Source organism: Janibacter hoylei PVAS-1 (assembly GCF_000297495.1).
GTDB lineage: Bacteria > Actinomycetota > Actinomycetes > Actinomycetales > Dermatophilaceae > Janibacter > Janibacter hoylei.
Map to the genome: position 1 here is coordinate 1 of NZ_ALWX01000037.1, position 17,953 is coordinate 17,953.

At 72.7% G+C, this 17,953-nt stretch carries 20 protein-coding genes and 1 pseudogene; 10 read left to right on the forward strand and 11 right to left on the reverse strand.

All coding sequences use genetic code 11. The annotated features are described in order from the left end of the window. From B277_RS08085 to B277_RS08095, 3 genes are all read left to right on the forward strand, one after another. Positions 1-838, forward strand: an 838-nt coding sequence (locus B277_RS08085; protein ID WP_007927134.1) for an MBL fold metallo-hydrolase, incomplete at its 5' end; no start/stop codon positions are given. A 261-nt stretch (positions 839-1,099) separates the two neighbouring features. Beyond that, positions 1,100-2,281, forward strand: a complete 1,182-nt coding sequence (locus B277_RS19035) for a DUF222 domain-containing protein (protein ID WP_040881172.1) — start codon at positions 1,100-1,102, stop codon at positions 2,279-2,281. Next, the gene (locus B277_RS08095) at positions 2,223-2,543 is read left to right on the forward strand and encodes an HNH endonuclease (protein WP_040881174.1); all 321 of its coding nucleotides are present in this window, start codon (positions 2,223-2,225) and stop codon (positions 2,541-2,543) included. The genes B277_RS19035 and B277_RS08095 overlap by 59 nt, the downstream gene beginning before the upstream one ends. A 125-nt stretch (positions 2,544-2,668) precedes the next feature. Here the strand turns inward: B277_RS08095 and B277_RS08100 are convergent, their stop codons facing one another. The 5 genes from B277_RS08100 to B277_RS08120 form a co-directional block, all read right to left on the reverse strand. Further along, a complete protein-coding gene (locus B277_RS08100) occupies positions 2,669-3,253 on the reverse strand; it encodes a dihydrofolate reductase family protein (RefSeq protein WP_007927136.1) in 585 nt (194 codons plus the stop codon). A 69-nt stretch (positions 3,254-3,322) separates the two neighbouring features. After that, positions 3,323-4,372, reverse strand: coding sequence for a zinc-binding dehydrogenase (locus B277_RS08105; RefSeq protein WP_007927138.1), 1,050 nt, complete (start codon positions 4,370-4,372; stop codon positions 3,323-3,325). A 220-nt stretch (positions 4,373-4,592) separates the two neighbouring features. Further along, on the reverse strand, positions 4,593-5,807 hold the full coding sequence (locus B277_RS08110) for an ATP-binding protein (RefSeq protein ID WP_007927140.1): 1,215 nt from the start codon (positions 5,805-5,807) through the stop codon (positions 4,593-4,595). Between the two features lie 73 nt (positions 5,808-5,880). Beyond that, entirely contained in the window at positions 5,881-6,405 is a 525-nt protein-coding gene (locus B277_RS08115; RefSeq protein WP_007927147.1) for a hypothetical protein, read from the reverse strand. Between the two features lie 154 nt (positions 6,406-6,559). Next, positions 6,560-7,252, reverse strand: coding sequence for a hypothetical protein (locus tag B277_RS08120; protein WP_040881175.1), 693 nt, complete (start codon positions 7,250-7,252; stop codon positions 6,560-6,562). Between the two features lie 499 nt (positions 7,253-7,751). On the opposite strand from B277_RS08120, the gene B277_RS08125 reads away from it, so the two are divergent. From B277_RS08125 to B277_RS08145, 5 genes are all read left to right on the forward strand, one after another. Then, positions 7,752-9,227 (forward strand): NAD-dependent malic enzyme, encoded by a 1,476-nt coding sequence (locus tag B277_RS08125; protein ID WP_007927156.1) that lies wholly within the window; start codon positions 7,752-7,754, stop codon positions 9,225-9,227. Positions 9,228-9,459: 232 nt separating this feature from the next. Further along, entirely contained in the window at positions 9,460-10,158 is a 699-nt protein-coding gene (locus B277_RS08130; RefSeq protein ID WP_007927159.1) for a fructosamine kinase family protein, read from the forward strand. A 36-nt stretch (positions 10,159-10,194) separates the two neighbouring features. Then, complete coding sequence (locus B277_RS08135; protein ID WP_083853697.1) at positions 10,195-11,538, forward strand: sensor histidine kinase; 1,344 nt, start codon at positions 10,195-10,197, stop codon at positions 11,536-11,538. Further along, positions 11,535-12,200 carry a response regulator gene (locus B277_RS08140; RefSeq protein WP_007927162.1) on the forward strand — a complete coding sequence of 222 codons (666 nt, stop codon included), beginning with the start codon at positions 11,535-11,537 and terminating at the stop codon, positions 12,198-12,200. Before B277_RS08135 ends, B277_RS08140 begins: the two co-directional genes overlap by 4 nt. Position 12,201: 1 nt before the next feature. Continuing rightward, positions 12,202-13,065 (forward strand): DUF4097 family beta strand repeat-containing protein, encoded by an 864-nt coding sequence (locus tag B277_RS08145; RefSeq protein WP_007927163.1) that lies wholly within the window; start codon positions 12,202-12,204, stop codon positions 13,063-13,065. Positions 13,066-13,098: 33 nt separating this feature from the next. Here B277_RS08145 and B277_RS08150 read toward each other — a convergent pair whose 3' ends face one another. The 3 genes and pseudogenes from B277_RS08150 to B277_RS20485 form a co-directional block, all read right to left on the reverse strand. Then, entirely contained in the window at positions 13,099-13,959 is an 861-nt protein-coding gene (locus B277_RS08150; RefSeq protein WP_007927164.1) for an Fpg/Nei family DNA glycosylase, read from the reverse strand. Continuing rightward, entirely contained in the window at positions 13,952-14,143 is a 192-nt protein-coding gene (locus tag B277_RS20480) for a hypothetical protein (protein WP_238539386.1), read from the reverse strand. The genes B277_RS08150 and B277_RS20480 overlap by 8 nt, the downstream gene beginning before the upstream one ends. A gap of 88 nt (positions 14,144-14,231) precedes the next feature. Continuing rightward, positions 14,232-14,552, reverse strand: a pseudogene (locus B277_RS20485) (phosphatase domain-containing protein); the annotation flags it as partial. Between B277_RS20485 and B277_RS20490 the strand changes: the two are divergent. Beyond that, the gene (locus B277_RS20490; RefSeq protein ID WP_238539387.1) at positions 14,479-14,883 is read left to right on the forward strand and encodes a hypothetical protein; all 405 of its coding nucleotides are present in this window, start codon (positions 14,479-14,481) and stop codon (positions 14,881-14,883) included. The pseudogene B277_RS20485 and the gene B277_RS20490 sit on opposite strands and share 74 nt — an antisense overlap. A 269-nt stretch (positions 14,884-15,152) precedes the next feature. Beyond that, complete coding sequence (locus B277_RS15970) at positions 15,153-16,331, forward strand: hypothetical protein (RefSeq protein ID WP_007927166.1); 1,179 nt, start codon at positions 15,153-15,155, stop codon at positions 16,329-16,331. A gap of 6 nt (positions 16,332-16,337) precedes the next feature. On the opposite strand, the gene B277_RS08165 is transcribed toward B277_RS15970, so the two are convergent. Genes B277_RS08165 through B277_RS08175 form a run of 3 tightly spaced genes read right to left on the reverse strand, consistent with a single transcriptional unit; the run spans position 16,338 to position 17,936 of the window. Next, entirely contained in the window at positions 16,338-16,658 is a 321-nt protein-coding gene (locus B277_RS08165) for a putative quinol monooxygenase (protein ID WP_007927167.1), read from the reverse strand. A gap of 33 nt (positions 16,659-16,691) precedes the next feature. After that, the gene (locus B277_RS08170; RefSeq protein WP_007927168.1) at positions 16,692-17,048 is read right to left on the reverse strand and encodes an ArsC/Spx/MgsR family protein; all 357 of its coding nucleotides are present in this window, start codon (positions 17,046-17,048) and stop codon (positions 16,692-16,694) included. A 9-nt stretch (positions 17,049-17,057) separates the two neighbouring features. Further along, positions 17,058-17,936: a bile acid:sodium symporter family protein gene (locus tag B277_RS08175; protein WP_007927169.1), complete on the reverse strand. Its 879-nt coding sequence runs from the start codon at positions 17,934-17,936 to the stop codon at positions 17,058-17,060. Positions 17,937-17,953 lie beyond the last annotated feature (17 nt).

The window sequence follows — 17,953 nt, forward strand, 5'->3', positions numbered from 1 at the left end:
CTCGACCTTGCTCGTCCAGGACGGCGAGTCGGCGGTGATGACCGATGGTTTCTTCTCCCGGCCGGGCCTGCTCCGGGTCGGGCTGGGGCGGGTCGCGCCGTCCGCCGAGCGCATCGATGCCGCCCTCGACCGAGCCCTCGGCGACGCCGGTCTCGACGGGCTCGACGCCGTCATCCCCGTCCACAGCCACTACGACCACGCCCTCGACTCCGCCGTCGTCGCCGAGCGCACGGGTGCGCTCCTCGTCGGTGGCGAGTCGGTGGCCAACGTGGGCGTCGGCGGAGGGCTCGCGCCCGAGCGCATCCGGGTCGTCGCCTCCGGCGACACCGTGGAGTGCGGTGCCTTCTCCCTGACTTTCGTGGCGTCGGACCACTGTCCGCCGGACCGCTACCCGGGCCAGATCGAGGCGCCCGTGAGGCCCCCGGTCAAGGTGGGCGCCTACCGCTGCGGTGAGGCGTGGTCGATCCTGCTCACTCATCGCAGCGGCCGCTCCGCCCTGCTGCAGGGCAGCGCCGGTTACGTGCCCGACGCGCTCGCCGGCCACGATGCCGAGGTCGCCTACCTGGGTGTGGGGCAGCTGGGGGTACAGCCGCTGGAGTACCTCGAGGCCTACTGGGAGCACACGGTGCGTGCCGTGGGGGCCCGCAGGGTGGTGCTCATCCACTGGGACGACTTCTTCAGTCCGCTCGACCGTCCGCTGCGCGCCCTGCCCTACGCAGGCGATGACCTGGACGTCACGATCAGCGTGCTCGGCCGCCTCGCCGACGAGGACGGCGTCGCCCTCCACCTGCCGCGAGTCTGGCAGCGCGAGGACCCCTGGGCCGGTCTCGACGGCTGACGCCTCAGGTGCCACTCGTCCCCAGGCTCGCGGCGAAATTCCTTGAATTCACAGGGCTCAGAGGGTTCCCCAGGGCCTGTATCGAACATATGATCGAAGCATGTCAGAGGCGACGCACTGGGGGGGAGTTCGGGCTCGTGTCGGGTCTGCGGGACTCGGTTCGAGCCCTGACGATCGCTGCCCTCGAGATGCCGGACCTGTGGCAGGCGACGGAGGAGGAGCTGGCGGAGGGTCTGGCTGCGATCGGGTCGGGCACGGGCGGTGCTCGAGGCGGCCGAGGTGGCGCTCGTGCGCGAGGGCATCGCACGCGGTGTCCCGCAGGGGCAGTCGTGGTCCGACACCGACTGGGTCGCGGTCAGCGAGGGTCGGTCCGCCCCGCGACCGCCGGTGCGCCACGTGGCGTCGGTGGTGCGGGTGGCCAGGGCAGGTCTGCGGGCCGGGTCCGCGCTCGTCGACCCTGCGCTCTCCGACCCCTCGCCCGACGACCAAGGGGGGACCGCCCCCCTTCGCCCGGACGCACCCGAGCAGGTGGCCGAGGAGGCGACGCCAGCGGAGTGGGGCGAGCAGTCGCCGCCGGCCGGCCTTGCCGGGGTGCTCGCCGATCTCGAGGATGGCCGGCTGCCGCTCGGCAAGGCCGATCAGCTGGTGCGATTCCACGAGGGGATGCGTCGGGTGGCCGACCCCGAGCTCCTCGAGGCGGATCTGGGGGTCCTGCTCGGTGCGGCCCGCGACGAGGTCGTGCGCACCGGCCCGGGTGGGCGCGTCTCGGGTCGGGTCCCGGGGCTCGACGAGCGCGAGCTGGCGGCGGCGATCACCCAGACGACGCGGATGTTGAGCCCGGCCAAGGACCTGGCGGCTGATGACGAGCGGGCGAGGTCGGCGCGGTCGTTGACGAGTCACACCGATGCCAGTGGGCTGACGCGCTACAAGCTGGTGCTCGACGCGGAGGGTGCGGCGATCATCGACGCGGCGGTGGCGGGGTTGTCGAAGCCGGTCAAGGGTCCTGACGGCGAGCGTGACCCGCGGCCTGCGGCGCGGCGTCGGGCCGATGCCCTGGTGTCGGTGGTGGGTCGTGGGGTGTCCAGCCCGGGTGAGGTGGGCACGAGTGACAAGGCGCAGGTGATGGTGACCATCTCGATGGCCTCGCTGCTGACGGCTACGGACGGGATGTGCGGTGTGTGCGGGTCCCGCCGCCCCGGCGGCGCCTTGGGGCTGGCCGGGGTGCCCTTCAGCGCCACGCACCCTTTCGGCCACCGCGATGACCTCGACGACGGGGGGCGGCGCGCCGGGCCCCGAGGGGGTCGGGCTGGACGCTGGAGGTGTGGCCGGTGGAGGTCACGCCGGCGGGGTGACGGCCTCGGGTGCGGTGCTCTCGCCGGCGAGTGTGCGCAAGCTGGCCTGCGAGGCGGGGGTGATCCCGGTGATGCTCGGCAGTGGTGGTGAGCCTCTGGAGCTGGGGCGGGCGAGCAGGTTCTTCACGCCGGGGCAGAAGCGGTTGCTCTGGTTGCGGGACGGGGGCTGCACCTTCCCGGGGTGCACGATGCCCGCGCACTGGACCGATGCGCACCACGTGCAGTACTGGTCCCTGGGCGGGCGCACCGACGTCGGCAATGCGGCGTTGCTGTGCGAGCGGCACCACACCCGCGTGCACCAGCAGGAGCTGGCGTGCACGGTCCGTGATGACGGGGTGACCTGGCACCTGTAGCCACCCCGCACCGCGCCCGACCTCCCGCGGTCGGGCGCTGCGGCATGCCTGCGCCCGAGGTGGGGGCCACTGATGTCGCATTGCCTACGGCAACGCAGGGTCGCGGGCAACCCGTCAGGTGCGTACTACGCCCTTCGCTCGCAGGTGATGACCTGCACCCCGCCGGCCAGCGAGGTGACGTCGACCGTCTCGAAGAGCGTGGGGGCGAAGTCCCCGTCGAAGAGCGGGGTGCCCGACCCGATGACCGAGGGGTTGAGCTTGATGACGAGCCGATCGATCTTCGGCAGCAGGGCGTGGGCGAGGCGGCCGCCGCCGACGAGCCAGATGCCCAGACCGTCTTCGGCCTTGAGCTCGCGAACCCGGCCGAGCGGGTCACCGGAGACGACCTCGACCGCCGGCGCCGGCGCTGACCCGAGCGTCGTCGACACGACGAGGTGTCGCAGGTGCGGATAGGCGTCGTCGATGCCGGCCGCGAGCCCGATGTCGTAGGAGCGCCGCCCCTCGACCACCGTGTCGAAGACCTGTCCGGGCTCGGTCAGGCCCATCGCCTCCCGGGCCGGCCCCGGCAGCGTCTCCGGGTAGTGGGTCGCGATGAACTCGACGAGGTCCGGCGTGACCGCCATGTAGTCCTCGCCGCTCGGGTCGCCGCCCTCCGGCCCCGCGATGAAGCCGTCGAGCGTCGCTGCGACGCAGTACGTGAGTGTGCGCATGGTGCCCCTTCCGTCAGTCGGCACGCTACGGGCCGAAGGGGGTTGTGTCGCAGCGGTTTTCGCCCCGCCTCAGCGAGCCGGGTCGATGATCGTCATCCCTGCGACGCTCGCCGTGTCGAAGCCCGGCAGCAGCGCCGCCGCCTCGTCGAGCCCGATGATCCGCTCGACGAGGCGCTGTGGAGCCAATGCGCCGGACTCGATGAGGGCGAGCATCCCCGGGTAGTCGACGGCGGCCATCCCGTGGCTGCCGAGCACGTCGATCTCCCACCCGATGACCCGCGACATCGGCACCCGTGGGTGCCCGTCGACCGGCGGCAGGAGCCCGACCTGGACATGTCGGCCGCGCCGCCGCAGGCTGAGCAGCGCTGTGGCACAGGTCTGCTCGCTGCCCACGGCGTCGACGGCGACGTGGGCCCCGCCGTCGGTCAGGTTCATGATCGTGGCCTCGACGCCCGCGGCGTCCTCGCCGCCCGCGAGCACGGTGTGCTCCGCCCCGAGATCGGCCGCCACGGCCAGCGCCGCGGGGTTGCGGTCGACGGCGACGACCTGCGCGCCGAGCGCCCGGGCGATCATCACCGCGCTCAGCCCGACGCCGCCGGCGCCGACGACGGTGACCCATTCGCCCTTCTTCAGGTGGGCGCGCGCGACGAGGGCCCGGTAGGCGGTGGCGAAGCGGCAGCCGAGGCTCGCCGCGGTCGCGAAGTCGACCGACTCGGGCAGTGCCACGAGGTTGGTGTCGGCCGCGTGCAGCGCGACCTGCTCGGCGAAGGAGCCCCAGTGGGTGAAGCCGGGCTGCTCCTGGTCGGGGCAGACCTGCGCGTCGCCGGCGGCGCACCACGCGCACCGTCCGCAGCCGCAGACGAAGGGGACGGTCACCCGGTCACCGACCCGCCACCGCTGCACACCGGCACCCACGGCGCTCACGACCCCCGCGAGCTCGTGGCCCGGCACGTGCGGCCAGGCGATGTCGTCGTCGTGGCCGGCCCAGGCGTGCCAGTCGCTGCGGCACAGGCCGGTCGCCCGCACGTCGACGACCACCCCGCCGTCCGGCGCGAAGGGGGCGGCCACCTCCCTGACCTCGGGTCGGGCTCGGACGTCGTCAAGGACCATCGCTCGCATGCGGGTCATCCTGACAGCGGTCGGTCCGGGCCCAGCACTGCCCTGCTCAGGTCTGCGCCACCGGGTGCTCGCGGATGAAGTCGAGGACGACCCGCGAGGCGGATGGGTCGTCGAGGTAGTAGCCGTGCCGGGCGCCGGGCAGGAGCTCGAGCCGCGCCACGCGATGCGCGCGCCGTCGGCGGCCCGGGCCTGCCCGGACCCGGACACGTCGCCACCGGGCTCAGGTCTGCTCGCGCAGGTACCGCCCGAAGTGCGGCACGGTGAAGGCGATCCGGCCGCGCTCGCCGGAGTAGATCAGGCCCTTCTTGAGCAGGGCGTCACGGGCGGGGGAGAGGGACTGGGGCTTCTTGCCGAGGTGGCTGGCGACCTCGGAGGTGAGCACCGACTCGATGTCGTCGAGGGCCTCATCCCCCTTCGCGGCGATGTCGGCGGCGACGTCGGCCATGGCGCGCAGGTACTCGCGCTCGCCAGGGGTCGCGCGCTCGTACCGCGAGCCGAAGAAGCCGACGGCCAGCTCCGACTCCGCCTCGGGGGAGGCCACACGCACGTCCTCGGCGCGGATCGGTGACTGCGGTGCCTGGTCCCACACCGCCTTGCCGTAGGCCTGGATGAAGTACGGGTACCCGCCAGTCGCGACGTAGAGGGCATCGAGCGCCGCCTGCTCGTACTCGGCGAGCTCATCGGCGGCCGGGGCGGTGAGGGCGCGGTCGGCCTCCTCGCGGGCGAGCCGGTCGATGCGCTGGTAGCGGAAGAGCCGCTCGCTGTAGGACTTGCTCGCCGACAGCACAGCTGGCAGGTGCGGCAGCCCGGCGCCGACGACGATGAGCGGCAGCCCGGACTGGCTCATCTCATGACAGGCCGCGCAGATCGCCGAGATGTCCTCCGGCCCGAGGTCCTGCATCTCGTCGATGAAGACGGCGACCCCCCGGCCGAGGTCGGCGGCCAGGCCGCCGACGTCGGTGAAGAGCTCGACGAGGTCGATCTCGATGTCGCCGGAGTCGGCGCGCCCCTTGACGGCGGGAGCGTCGATGCCGGGGTTCCACACCTCACGCAGCTTGGTGCCCGGCTTGGCGTCGCGCTGCGCGAAGGACTTGATGACACCGAGGACGTGCTCGACCTCCTCCTCCTGCGTGTGGCCGAGCTCGCGCACCGCCTGGTGCAGCGCGCTCGCCAGCGGCCGGCGCAGGCCGAGCTCGGGGCGTGCCTCGAGCTTGCCGGTGCCCCACTTCGCGCGGACGGCCGCGGATCGCAGCTGGTTGAGCAGCACGGTCTTGCCGACGCCCCGCAGCCCCGTGAGGACGAGCGAGCGCTCGGGCCGGCCGCTGACGATCCGCTTGAGCACGACGTCGAAGCGTGTCAGCTGCTCGTCGCGACCGGCGAGCTCGGGCGGGCGCTGGCCCGCGCCGGGGGCGTAGGGGTTGGTGATCGGGTCCACGATGCGACCGTATCCGCCCGTCTAGCCGAAGGGGGATATCTCGGCAGATTCGTGGATCGGCGCGTCGCGGCGGTCAGACGGCAACGCTCACCGGCATCCGCGTCTCGAGGGTCTCGGCGGAGTCGTCGACGGTTGCGTCCGCGCCGATGGTCAGCTCGTGACGCAGGAGATCGCCCTGCTCGACGGTCCACAGCGTGACGGACCAGCCATCACCCGACCGGGTCGCCTCCGGGGCGGTGATCCGGCTGCGGTAGGCCTTCTTCAGTCGGGTGACCTCGTCCTCGTCGACCACCGGCTGCCAGTCGATGTCGTCCACGGACTCTGCGCGATACCACAGCTGGTCGGTCCGACGGGTGGAGTCGTACCAGGCGCGGGCCACGGCGAGAGCGCCGGCGGCATCCTCGACGTGACCATGGGTGGTGACCTGCTCCCACGTGTCGGGGTTGCCGGTCAGGACGACGGTGCGTGGGTCACCCTCCGGCGGGTAGGCGACCACGGTGGTGAAGGGCCGCTCGCCGGTGGCCCGCACCTCGGCCAGGCGCCATTCGGGGAGCTGGGGCAGGTCGAGCTCTCTGCTCTCGGTGGGCTGGTCGTCCATGACCGCGCGACGACGGAGTCGTCCGGCAGGCCCTCCCGGATGCGTTCTTCCGTCGCGCCCTCCTTGCTCGAGCAACCCGTCACGACCATCGTCAGAGCGAGGCCGACGGCCGTACGTCTCATCCTCATGTGTCGATGGTGGGCCATGGGTCGCGTCAGATCCCGTTGAAGGGGTTCCAGTCGTTTTCGGCATCCCAGGTCTCGCCGGCGCGCTCTCCGTAGGTCTGGCCCCCGTCGGAGGACCTCGAGTCACCCGAGCTGAAGCGCTCGCGGACGGCCTCGCGACCGGCGGACTCGCCGGCTTGGTGCGCCAGCTGCGGGGACCGGCCGCGCTCGAGGGCCTCGTTGTAGCCCCGGTCGTAGCCCTCGTCGTAGCGACGCTCGGACTCGGTGTACTGCGCGTACCCCAGGTCCGCGCGGCGCTCCTTGGCGTGCTGGATCGCCTCGACGGTGCCGGCCGTCTCCTCGTCGTACTCGCTCTGGATGTACGTGTTGCGGCTGACGTCGTCGACGTCCGCGGCCTTGTCGTCGAGGTCCCACCGGGCGTGGTTGGCCTCGTGGACGAGCGTCTGCCCGTCCCGGTACTGGTCCTTGCCGAGGGTGATGGAGTCGAGGGCCGGCTGGTAGTAGGCGCCCTCGAGGTCGTCGTCGTACCAGACCCGGATGTCGTTGTCCGCCAGCCAGGTGAGGGTCTCGCGCCCCGTGGGGGTCGAGGCGAGCTCCTCGACGATCGGGTCGTCGGCGCTCAGGCCGCGGGGCAGCACGATGCCGTCCGGGCCCCGCTCGAGGGGGCGGCGGCGCTCCGGGCGGGCGCGGGCCGGTGGGCCGGCCGCCCTCCCCGGGGCCACGATCCGTCGAGCCACGGTCCTCGGCGGTCTTGACGTCGGTGGGCAGGCTGGCGGCGGCGCTGAGGGGGCTGCCGCCCTTCGTCCCGGCGGGCAGGTCACCGCCCACACCCCCGCCCACGCCGCTGCTGCCCTGCTCCTGCTCGCGGGCCTGGAGGAGCAGCTCGCGGGCAAAGGCGGTGAGCCGCTCCGTGCACGACCGCAGCTGCTGTCGCGAGGCCTCCCAGTCGGCGACGAACTGCTCCATGTCCGGCCCCGCCCAGGCCTCACGCGTCGTCGCGACGAGGGAGTCGCCGGTCGTGCCGAGCGTCGCGAGGCGCTCGGCACTCGTGCCGAGGTCGGCCCCGATGTCGTGCAGTCGCGCCGCGTCGGCGCCGTGCGAGAGCGGCATGCTCCCCCCCTTCGTCGGGACCAACCTAGGTCCGCCGAGGGTCCGCTGCGATGGGGAGCGGTCCCCGAGACCTGGCGCCGACCGAGCGGGCGACGGTGAGACACTGCTCACATGCCCGCAGCAACCCCTTCGTCGTACTCCATCACGATCCGCCTGCACACCTCGCCCGACTACGCCGTCGTCGGCCGGATCGCCACCGCGATCGCCGAGCAGGGCGGCATCGTCACCGCCGTCGACATCGCGGACTCCCGCCACGACCGTCTCGTCGTCGACGCGACCTGCTCCGGCTTCGACGTCAACCACACCGACGATCTCGTCGAGGCCGTCGAAGCGATCGACGGGGTCAAGGTGCACAAGGTCTCCGACCGCACCTTCCTGCTCCACCTCGGCGGCAAGATCGAGGTCAGCTCCAAGGTCGCGCTCAAGACCCGTGACGACCTGTCGATGGCCTACACCCCGGGCGTCGGTCGCGTCTCGAGCGCCATCGCCAAGCACCCCGAGGACGCCCGCCGGCTGACGATCAAGGGCAACAGCGTCGCCGTCGTCACCGACGGCTCGGCCGTGCTCGGCCTGGGCAACATCGGCCCGGAGGCCGCCATGCCGGTCATGGAGGGCAAGGCGGCGCTCTTCAAGCAGTTCGCCGACATCGACGCCTGGCCGATCTGCCTCGCCTCGCAGGACACCGAGGAGATCATCCGCGCGGTCGAGATGATCGCGCCCGGCTTCGGCGGCATCAACCTCGAGGACATCGCGGCGCCGCGCTGCTTCGAGATCGAGCGCCGGCTGCGCGAGAGCCTCGACATCCCCGTCTTCCACGACGACCAGCACGGCACCGCCATCGTCGTCCTCGCGGCCCTGCGCAATGCGCTGCGGGTCGTCGACAAGTGGCTCGAAAAGGTGCGCATCGTCGTCTCCGGCGGTGGTGCCGCCGGCTCGGCGATCGTCACCCTGCTGCTCGCCGCCGGCGCCCAGGACGTCGTCGTCTACGACCGTGAGGGGCTGCTCTCCTCCGACGACGAGTCGCTCACCGGTGCCAAGCGCGAGCTCGCCGAGCGGACCAACCCGCGCAAGGTCCGCGGCGACCTCGCCGACGGGCTGCAGGGAGCTGACGTCTTCATCGGCGTCTCGGCGCCCAACCTGCTCAAGGCGGAGTGGATCCGCGACAACATGGCGACCGACCCGATCGTCTTCGCGCTGGCCAACCCCGACCCGGAGATCGACCCGGCCGAGGCCGCGCAGTACGCCAAGGTCGTGGCCTCGGGCCGCAGCGACTACCCCAACCAGATCAACAACGTGCTCGCCTTCCCCGGCGTCTTCCGCGGTCTGCTCGACGCGCACGCCGAGGACGTGAGCATCGAGATGCTCATCCGCGCGGCCGATGCCATCGCCGCGGTCGTCAAGGACGAGGAGATCAACCCCTCGTACATCATCCCGAGCGTCTTCCACCCCGACGTCGCCGACACGGTCGCCGTCGCCATCGCCGGCGAGGGCAAGACCTCCGCCGGCGCGACCGGTCCGATCAAGGTGGGCTCGCGCTCCACCGCCGCCCCCGTCGACGAGACCGGCACGTTGCCCCGCGTGCGCTGACCACCAGCGCAGGACGAAGGGGGATGTCGGCGGGCGCCGGCGTGCCCCGTCATCCGGAGCGGCCCCTTCGAGACGGCCGCAGGCGGCCTCCTCAGGGGGCGGTGGTGGAGGGTCCCCGGGGAGCGGAGGGCGCGAATGGCAGGCTTGGCCACGTGAAGCCGCCCCGCACGTACCGCAAGGACACCTCGGCCGCCCCGCGCGGCTACTCCTCCTGGGAGGCCGCCGGCCTGCTGTGGCTCGCCGAGGCCCAAGCCGGCGGGGCGCGCAGGTCGCCGAGCTGCAGGACGTCGACCTCGACCACATCGACCTGCTGCAGTACGACCCCGCGCCCTCGACCAATGTCCAGGCCGACGAGCTCGGGGTCGCCCTCGCGGCGACGCACGCGGCCGGGGCACCGGCCTTCGGGGCGCCGCCGGCGCGGTGGAGCAGCCATGGCTTCATCGGCCCGGCCGACTCGCCGCTGCCGATGCCGCTCGAGCCGACCGACACCTGGGGCGCCTTCTTCGCCGAGCAGCGCATCCGGCACCTGCTGCGTCTCGGCCGGTCCGCGGGGCTGTGGGCCGACGAGACCCCGACCTTCGAGCGGGTCGCGGCCCGTCTGGAGTCCGGCGAGTTCGACGACGGCCGGCCCCCGGCCCGCATCCACGGCGACCTGTGGGCGGGCAACATCCTGTGGACCCGGCAGGGCGCCGTGCTCATCGACCCGGCCGCGCACGGCGGTCACGCCGAGACCGACCTCGCCATGCTCCTGCTCTTCACCGCGCCGCACATCGCCCGGATCATCGCGGCCTACGACGAGGCGGCCCCGCTCGCCGACGGCTGGCAGGAGCGCGTCGGCCTGCACCAGCTGTGCCCGGTCATGGTGCACGCGCTGGTCTTCGGCGGTGAGTACGTCGGCCAAGCCGTGCGGATGGCCGAGTCCTACGCCTGACCGGACCGGTCGGAGGGGGGACATCCCCCCTGCGAGATGGGGGAGCGCAGGGCAGACCGGAGCGGCTCGCTCTTCGTAGGTTGGTCACGTGACCACACAGACCCTCACCCCATCCACTGGAGGCGCCCGAGCCTCCCGCGCCGCTGGCAGGCCGGGTGGGGCAGCGTCCTGCTGCTCATCACGAGCGCGCTCACCTCGATCGGGGCCATGGTCCTCGTCTCGCTCGTCCTCACGGCCGTGCTGCTCATCAGCGCCGGTGGGCTCGGTCTGCTCCTCCTCGTGCCGCTCGTGTGGTTGTGCGGGGTCGTCGGACACGCCGAGCGGCACCGCGTCGTCGCCCTCTCCGGCCGCCGCGTCGACCCGCCGGCCCGCCGGGTGCAGCCGCTGTGGCGCAGGCTCCTCTTTGACCAGCACGCGTGGCGCAGCACCGCCTACCTCGTGCTGCACGCGATGTGGGGGGCGGTGACCGGATGGCTCATGCTCATCGGGCTGTCGCAGACCCTGCTCGTCCTCGGCGCACCCCTGCTCGGCGGCCGCCTGCCCGATGGTGGCTACTCGCTCTTCGGCTGGCTGCGCATCGAGGGCACGACGCAGATCGCGACGGCCTGGACGATCGCGCTCGTCGCCCTGCTCGTCATGCCGCTCCTGGCGCACCTCGTCACCTCGGTCGACGTCATGCTCGCCCGCTGGCTCCTCGGCCGCGACGAGCGCAAGGTCGTCGAGCACCTGTCGGCCCGGGTCGACACCCTGAGCGAGTCGCGCCGCGAGGCCGTCGACTCCGTGGAGGCCGAGCGGCGACGGATCGAGCGCGACCTGCACGACGGACCGCAGCAGCGGATGGTCTCGATCGCGATGACCCTCGGCATGGCCAAGGAGGCCATCCACCGCGACCCGGATGCCGCCGCCCAGCTCGTCGACGAGGCGCACCGCTCCGCCAAGGAGGCGATCGTCGAGATGCGGCACGTCGCCCGCGGCATCGTCCCGCCGATCCTCGCCGACCGTGGCCTCGAGGCGGCACTGCCCGCCCTGGCCGCCCGCGCCGCCGTGCCCGTCTCCGTCGAGGTCCGGGATGTCGGCCGGCTCGACCCGACGACCGAGGCCATCGCCTACTTCGTCGTCAGCGAGGCCCTGACCAATGTCGCGAAGCACTCCGGTGCCCAGCACGCCGAGGTGGTCGTCACCGCTGACGGCGAGCAGCTGACCGCGACCGTCACCGACGACGGCGTCGGCGGCGCCGATCCCGCTCGCGGCACCGGGCTGACCGGGCTGCGCCAGCGGGTGACCGCCGTCGACGGCACCCTCGACGTGACCTCCCCCGAGGGCGGACCGACCGCCCTCACCGCCACACTCCCCCTGCGCACCGGACGGAGCCTGCGATGACCGACCCGACCACCCAGCCGACGAGGATCGTCCTCGCCGAGGACTCGGTCCTCCTGCGCGACGGCATCGTGCGCCTGCTGACCTCCGCGGGCTTCGAGGTGCCGGCGGCCTGCCCCGACGCCGAGAGCTTCCTCGCCGCCGTCGACGAGCACGAGCCGGACCTCGTCGTCGACGTGCGGATGCCCCCGACCTTCACCTCCGAGGGGATCGTCGCCGCGCTCGCGGTGCGCGACAAGCACCCGGAGACGGCGGTCATGGTGCTCTCGCAGTACGTCGAGGAGCAGTACGCGACCGAGCTCGTCGCCAGCCGGTCCACGGGGGTCGGCTACCTGCTCAAGGACCGCGTGGCCGACACGAGCGACTTCATCGCGGCGCTGCGCGACGTCGCCGCGGGCGGCACGGTGCTCGACCCGGAGGTCGTCACCCAGCTGCTCACCCGGGCCCGGCACGCCGACCCGCTCGCGGCGCTCACCCCGCGCGAGGTCCTCGACCTCATGGCCCAGGGCCGGACCAACTCGGCGATCGGCAAGGGCCTCTACATCTCCGACGGTGCGGTCGAAAAACACGTGACGTCGATCTTCACCAAGCTCGACCTGCCCCCGGCCGACGGCGACCACCGACGCGTGCTGGCCGTGCTGCGCTGGCTCGACCAGGAGGACTGAGATGACCAGCGCACCCCCGACGACCCCGACCCGGCTGCCGCCGAAGCCCGGTGAGCCGGCCGACCCCGAGTTGCGCGAGCGCTACCTCACCGATGCCGCGCGCCAGCGCGAGGCGCGACGTGCGGAGGCGGCACAGCTCGCCGCGCAGACCCGCCCCTCCCGCACCCCCACCGGCCCGATCCGCGTCATCGCGGCCCTCGTCGCCGTCGTGCTCGTGGCCCTCGTGTCCGCCTCACTCGTCGGACCGATGCTCAAGCAGTCCGAGACCCGCGAGCAGGCCCTGGGCGAGGTCACGGCGGTGAACTTCGCCGGCGGTGTCGGCGACGTGCGCATCCGCGCGGCCGAGCCGGGGGAGTCGCCCAAGGCGGTGGTCACCAGCACCTGGGGGCTGTGGAAGCCGTCGACGTCGGTCCGCACGAGCGAGGGCACGGCCACCCTGCGCTCCTCGTGCCCCTCGCGCTCCTTCGGCTCCGTCTGCGGCACGGACTGGCTCGTCGTCGTGCCCGCCGACACCGATCTGCGCATCGAGCAGGGCGTGGGCGCCGTCGAGATCGAGGACGTGGCCGGTGACATCCGGATCAGCACCGGCGTCGGCGACGTCGCCGTCACCGGGGCGGAGAGCGAGCAGCTGGACGTCGAGATGGGCGTCGGCTCGTTCAGCTACGAAGGGGTCGAGCCCCCCGAGTCCGTGGACGTGCGCCTCGGCGTCGGCGACGTGAGCCTGCGCCTGCCGGACACCGTCGGGTACCGGGTGACTGCTTCTGGCGCGGCGGGCCTGGCCAACTCCCTCGGGCACGACCCGGCCTCCGACCGGACGGTCCACGTCGAGGCCGGGGTCGGGTCGGTCGCCATCGACCCGAGCTGATCGGGCAGGACCACCCGCCGCGGCGGGCCGGCGCTACTTGAGGAACTTGCTCGTGCGCCGGTCCGCCAGCGGCGTGCCGCCGGTCTGACAGGTCGCGCAGTACTGCAGCGACCGGTCGGCGAAGCTCACCTCGCGCACGACATCGCCGCACTCCGGGCAGGCCTCACCGGTGCGTCCGTGCACCCGCATCCCGGCCCGCTTGGCGTCCTTGAGCTCCTTCGCCGGCTTGCCCGAGGCGGCGGCAACGGCGTCGCTCAGGGTGGAGCGGAGCGCCGCGTAGAGGGTGTCGACCTGCTCGTCGGTCAGGGAGGCGGCCTTGGCGAAGGGGGACAGCCGCGCCACGTGCAGCACCTCGTCGGAGTAGGCGTTGCCGACGCCGGCGATGAGTGACTGGTCGCGCAGCACCCCCTTGATCTGGGTAGTGCGCCCGGCGAGCAGGGCCGCGAAGACGTCGCGGGTGAAGTCCTCGGCGAGCGGGTCGGGCCCGAGCCGGGCGATGCCGGGCACGTCCTGCACATCGCGCACGAGGTAGGCGGCCAGGCTCTTCTTGGTCCCGGCCTCGGTGACGTCGAAGCCGGACCCGTCGACGAGCCGGACGCGCAGCGCGATGGGGGACTTGCCCGGGCGCAGGACGGTGCGGGGCAGCTCGTCGGACCAGCGGATCCACCCGGCGCGGGCGAGGTGGACGACGAGGTGGATGCCGTCGCAGTCGACGTCGATGAACTTGCCGTGGCGGTGCACGCCGTCGACCGGGGCGCCGGCGAGGGCCTGCGGCGGAGGGTCGAAGGTCTTGAGCACCGAAAACGAGGCGAGCTCGAGCGACTCGACCGCCAGTCCGTCGAGGCGCTCGTCGAGGAAGTCGACGAGCCCCTGCACCTCGGGCATCTCAGGCACTGCTGGCTCCTGCGGGGTCGGAGAGGCTCACGTCGTCGGCGGCGAGGGCGCCGCGCAGCTGCTCGAGCATCGTGTAGCCGTCGGCGGCGTGGACCACCGGCAGCTGGACCCCGACGTGCTGCTCGAAGTCGTCGGTGGCGATGGGCGTGAAGTGGCTGAGCAGCTGCTCGGTCGCCGTGAGCACGCGGATGCAGATGGCCCGCACCCGGTCGGGGGCGCTGCTCGGCGAACTCGCCGTAGAGGCTCGGGTCGTGCTGGCCGTCGTCGCCGACGAGCACCCAGCGCACCTGGGGCATCTCGCGGGCGAGCCGGTGCAGGCAGGCGCGCTTGTGGTCCTGGCCGGAGCGAAACCAGCCGGTGTTGGTCGGGCCCCACTCCGTCATGAGCAGGGGACCGAGCGGGTACCCGGCGCGGCGCATGAATCGGGTGAGGGAGGGCACGGCATTCCACGCGCCCGTCGACACGTAGACGATCGGTGCCCCCGGGTGCGCGGCGAGCAGCTCGCGGTACATCGTCGCCATGCCGGGCACGGCCCGGCGGGTGCCCTCGTGGCGGAAGAAGGTGTTGTACGCCGCGATCATCGGGCGCGGCATCGTCGTCGTGATGATCGTGTCGTCGATGTCGGAGACGATGCCGAAGGTCTGGTCGGGGCCGACGACGAAGACGGCCGCCGTCGTGTCCGCGGCCCGCGGCGAGGCGATCTCGACGTCGTGCCAGCCGGGGGCGAGCCCGTGGTCGGTGATCGTCAGGTCGAGCAGCCCTGAGCGGTCGGAGCGGGTGCGGTACTCGCGATCGCCGATGCGCACGGTCACCGGCTCACCCACTGCCGGGGTGGTGAAAAAGCTGCGCCACCCCCTTCGCTCGCTGTCGGCGGTGCGCAGCTCGAGCCACGTCGCCCGGGCGTCCGCGGCGGCCGGGGCGTAGGGGCGGCGGGTCATGAGGACGCGACCGAGCACGCGCACCCGCTCGGCGCTGCCGTAGCCGGTGTAGGTGAGCACGCGTGTGCCCCACCCTCGGCGGCGCATGGCCCCCCGCCACCTGGCGGTACCATGCGTCCTCGATGATCGCGGCTGCGTGGGGTCGCGGCATGGGGCCGAGCCTAGTGCGCGACGGTGACGGCGGAGGGGGCGGACGTCACTGCCTTCGCCGGATCGGCTCTGGCAGAGTGATCCCCGGCGAAGGGAGGGCCGTCGGTGGGTGAGGCCGCGGTGCGGGCGATCGATCTCGCGACGATGGGGTGCACGTGGGTGCTCGACGTGTCCGCGCTCGACCCCGACGAGGCCGACGCGATGGCCCACCGCTGGCAGCGCTGCGTCGACCTGCTCGCCGCGCCCGACCGGCTCCGGCTGGTCGACGAGCCGATCCGCGTGCGCGTCCACGGCGGCGACCCGGGGGCGGTCGCTGAGGGTGAACTCGTCACCGGTGCGGCGGAGGCCGACAAGATCGCCTACGCCCTCTCCCGCGAGGTGACTCGGGCCGGTCTGATGCGTTTGCGAGGGCAGGCCACCCTGCTCCACGCCGCGGCGCTCGCGGACGACGAGGGCCGCACCGTCGTGCTCGTCGCCCCCTCGGGAGGGGGCAAGTCGACCGCGACCCGGGAGCTCGGGCGGCACTTCGGCTACGTCTCGGACGAGTCGGTGGTGCTGCTGCCCGACGGCCGGATCGCCCCCCACCCCAAGCCGCCGTCTCTCGTCATCGACCCGGACGACCGCTTCCACAAGGAGGAGCCGGCGCCCGACGACCTCGGCCTCGGGCCGACCCCGGTAGCGCCCCGTCTCGCGGCGCTGCTCACCCTCGCCCGTGACGCCACGGTCACCGAGCCGGTCATCGAGGAGGTGGGACTCGTCGACCAGGTGCTCGCGCTGCTGCCCGAGACCTCGTCGACCTGGTGGCTCGACGACGGCCTCGACCGGCTGGCCCGGGCCGTGACGGTCGGCGGCCCCCCGGCGCGACTGAGCTATGCGGAGATCGACGGGTGCGTCGACCTCGTGCGCCAGCACCTGGCGTCGGCGGTGCCAGCCGAGCCGACGTGGGAGCACCTGCCCCCGACCGGTGGGCAGCGGCTCGCCGTCGACGCCGAACGGGTCGAGCCCGACGAGGGCTCGGTCGACCTGTCGACCGTGCGCGTGGTGCGGGCCCCGTGGTCGGACGCCATCGCCTGCGACGGTGAGGTGCTCGTGCTCCAGGGGGCACGCCCCCTGCGCCTCGCCGGCCCGGGGGCTGCGGTGTGGCGCTGTGCCGACGAACCGCAGACCGTGGAGCAGCTCGTCGACGGGGTGACGGCCGCGCTCGGGGAGCACCCGGACGCGGCCAGCATCGTGACCTCCGCGGTCACGCAGCTGCTGGGTCACGGCGTGCTCGCCGTGGCCTGAGCGGGCTCAGTCGATCTTGAGCTCGCCCATCTCGCCCCAGCCGGTGCCCTCGACGGCGCGGCTGATGATCCGCGGGGTCTCCGCGAGCGCGGGGCGCATCGCCTCGAGTCCGGCGGCGAAGTGGTCGCTCGAGACATGCGCCTCGGCGGCGTCGTCCTGGAAGGCCTCGACGAGGACCCACTCGTCATCCGTGTCGAGGCTCATCGACCACTCGAAGAAGATGTTGCCCGGCTCGGCGAGCGTGGCGCGGGTGAACTCTTCCACGATCTCCGGCCACTGCTCGGTGTACTCGGGCTTGGTGCGGAACTTCACGACGATGAGGATCATGACCTCACCGTAGTCGTCTTCGCACCGAGGGTGTCAGCCGGCGACGAAGGGAGCGACCCGGTCCTTGGGCCGACCGATGATCGCCCGGTCGCCCTTGACGACGACCGGCCGCTGCATGAGGCGCGGGTGCTCGACGAGGACGGCGACGACCTGGTCGACGGTCGCCACGTCGGCGTCGGTCAGGCCCTGGTCCTTGAAGAAGGCATCACGGCGCACGAGGTCGGTCGGCTCGTCCTCGAGCTTGCCGATGAGCTCGCGCAGCTCGGCCTCGTCGAGGGGCTGCTTGAGGTACTGGTGCACCTCGGCCGAGACCCCGGCTCCCTCGATCGACTCGATCGCGGCGCGGGAGGTCGAGCACTTCGGGTTGTGCAGCACGGTGACATCGCTCATGAGGCCAACCTAGACGGCCGGGGCCGGGGCCCGCTCGGGTCGGCGGTTGAGGGCGATGCCGAAGGCGAAGCCGACGATGTTCATGACGATCGAGTAGACGGCGGCCGGGATGGCGATCTCGGTGCTGCCCATGACGCTCAGGGCGAGGGTCATGGCCAGGGTCGTGTTCTGGATGCCCACCTCGTAGGCGGCCGCCACGCCCTGGGCGCGGCCGAGGCGCAGAGCGCGGGCGACGGCGTAGCCGACGATCAGGGCCAGCGCGCACAGGATCGTGACGAGCAGTCCGGCCGAGCGGGTGTACTCGACGATGTTGTCCCGCTCGGCGACGATCGCCCCGATGGCGACGACCACGAGGAAGACGATGGCGAAGGCCTTGATCGGACGCTCCGCGCGCTCGGCGATCTGTGGGCGGACCGAGCGCAGCCACATGCCGATGGCGACGGGCAGCAGCACGAGCACGACGACCCCGCCGAACTTGCCGAGTTGGACGCCGACCCCTTCGCTCTCCGCGTTGAAGTGACTCACCGCCCAGCCGGTGATGAGGGGCAGGGTGACGATCGTCAGCACCGAGTTGACCGCCGTGAGCGTGACGTTGAGCGCGACGTCGCCGCGGAAGAGGTAGCTGAACATCCCCGCCGTCGTCCCACCGGGCGAGGCGGCGAGGAGCATGACGCCGACCGCGAGGAGCGGCGCGAGGTCGAAGAGCCGGATGAGCCCGTAGGCGAGCAGCGGCAGGAAGAGCATCTGCAGCCCCAGGGCGACGATCACCGCGCGCGGGGCCTCGCGCACCCGGGTGAAGTCGGCTCTGGTGAGCGACAGGCCGAGTCCGAGCATGACGATGCCGATGGCGATGGGGAGCCCGATGGACAGGGTCGGAGACTGGTCCATGGGTGGAGGTTACCGGC

Bases quoted from the DNA above. Each gene is read 5' to 3' on its own strand.
- B277_RS08175 (WP_007927169.1), bottom strand. From the start codon at position 17,936: ATGGACCAGTCTCCGACCCTGTCCATCGGGCTCCCCATCGCCATCGGC.
- B277_RS08140 (WP_007927162.1), top strand. From the start codon at position 11,535: ATGACCGACCCGACCACCCAGCCGACGAGGATCGTCCTCGCCGAGGAC.
- B277_RS08170 (WP_007927168.1), bottom strand. From the start codon at position 17,048: ATGAGCGATGTCACCGTGCTGCACAACCCGAAGTGCTCGACCTCCCGC.
- B277_RS20490 (WP_238539387.1), top strand. From the start codon at position 14,479: ATGCCGGGCACGGCCCGGCGGGTGCCCTCGTGGCGGAAGAAGGTGTTG.
- B277_RS08145 (WP_007927163.1), top strand. From the start codon at position 12,202: ATGACCAGCGCACCCCCGACGACCCCGACCCGGCTGCCGCCGAAGCCC.
- B277_RS08135 (WP_083853697.1), top strand. From the start codon at position 10,195: ATGGGGGAGCGCAGGGCAGACCGGAGCGGCTCGCTCTTCGTAGGTTGG.
- B277_RS08165 (WP_007927167.1), bottom strand. From the start codon at position 16,658: ATGATCCTCATCGTCGTGAAGTTCCGCACCAAGCCCGAGTACACCGAG.
- B277_RS08125 (WP_007927156.1), top strand. From the start codon at position 7,752: ATGCCCGCAGCAACCCCTTCGTCGTACTCCATCACGATCCGCCTGCAC.
- B277_RS08105 (WP_007927138.1), bottom strand. From the start codon at position 4,372: ATGCGAGCGATGGTCCTTGACGACGTCCGAGCCCGACCCGAGGTCAGG.
- B277_RS08100 (WP_007927136.1), bottom strand. From the start codon at position 3,253: ATGCGCACACTCACGTACTGCGTCGCAGCGACGCTCGACGGCTTCATC.
- B277_RS08115 (WP_007927147.1), bottom strand. From the start codon at position 6,405: ATGGACGACCAGCCCACCGAGAGCAGAGAGCTCGACCTGCCCCAGCTC.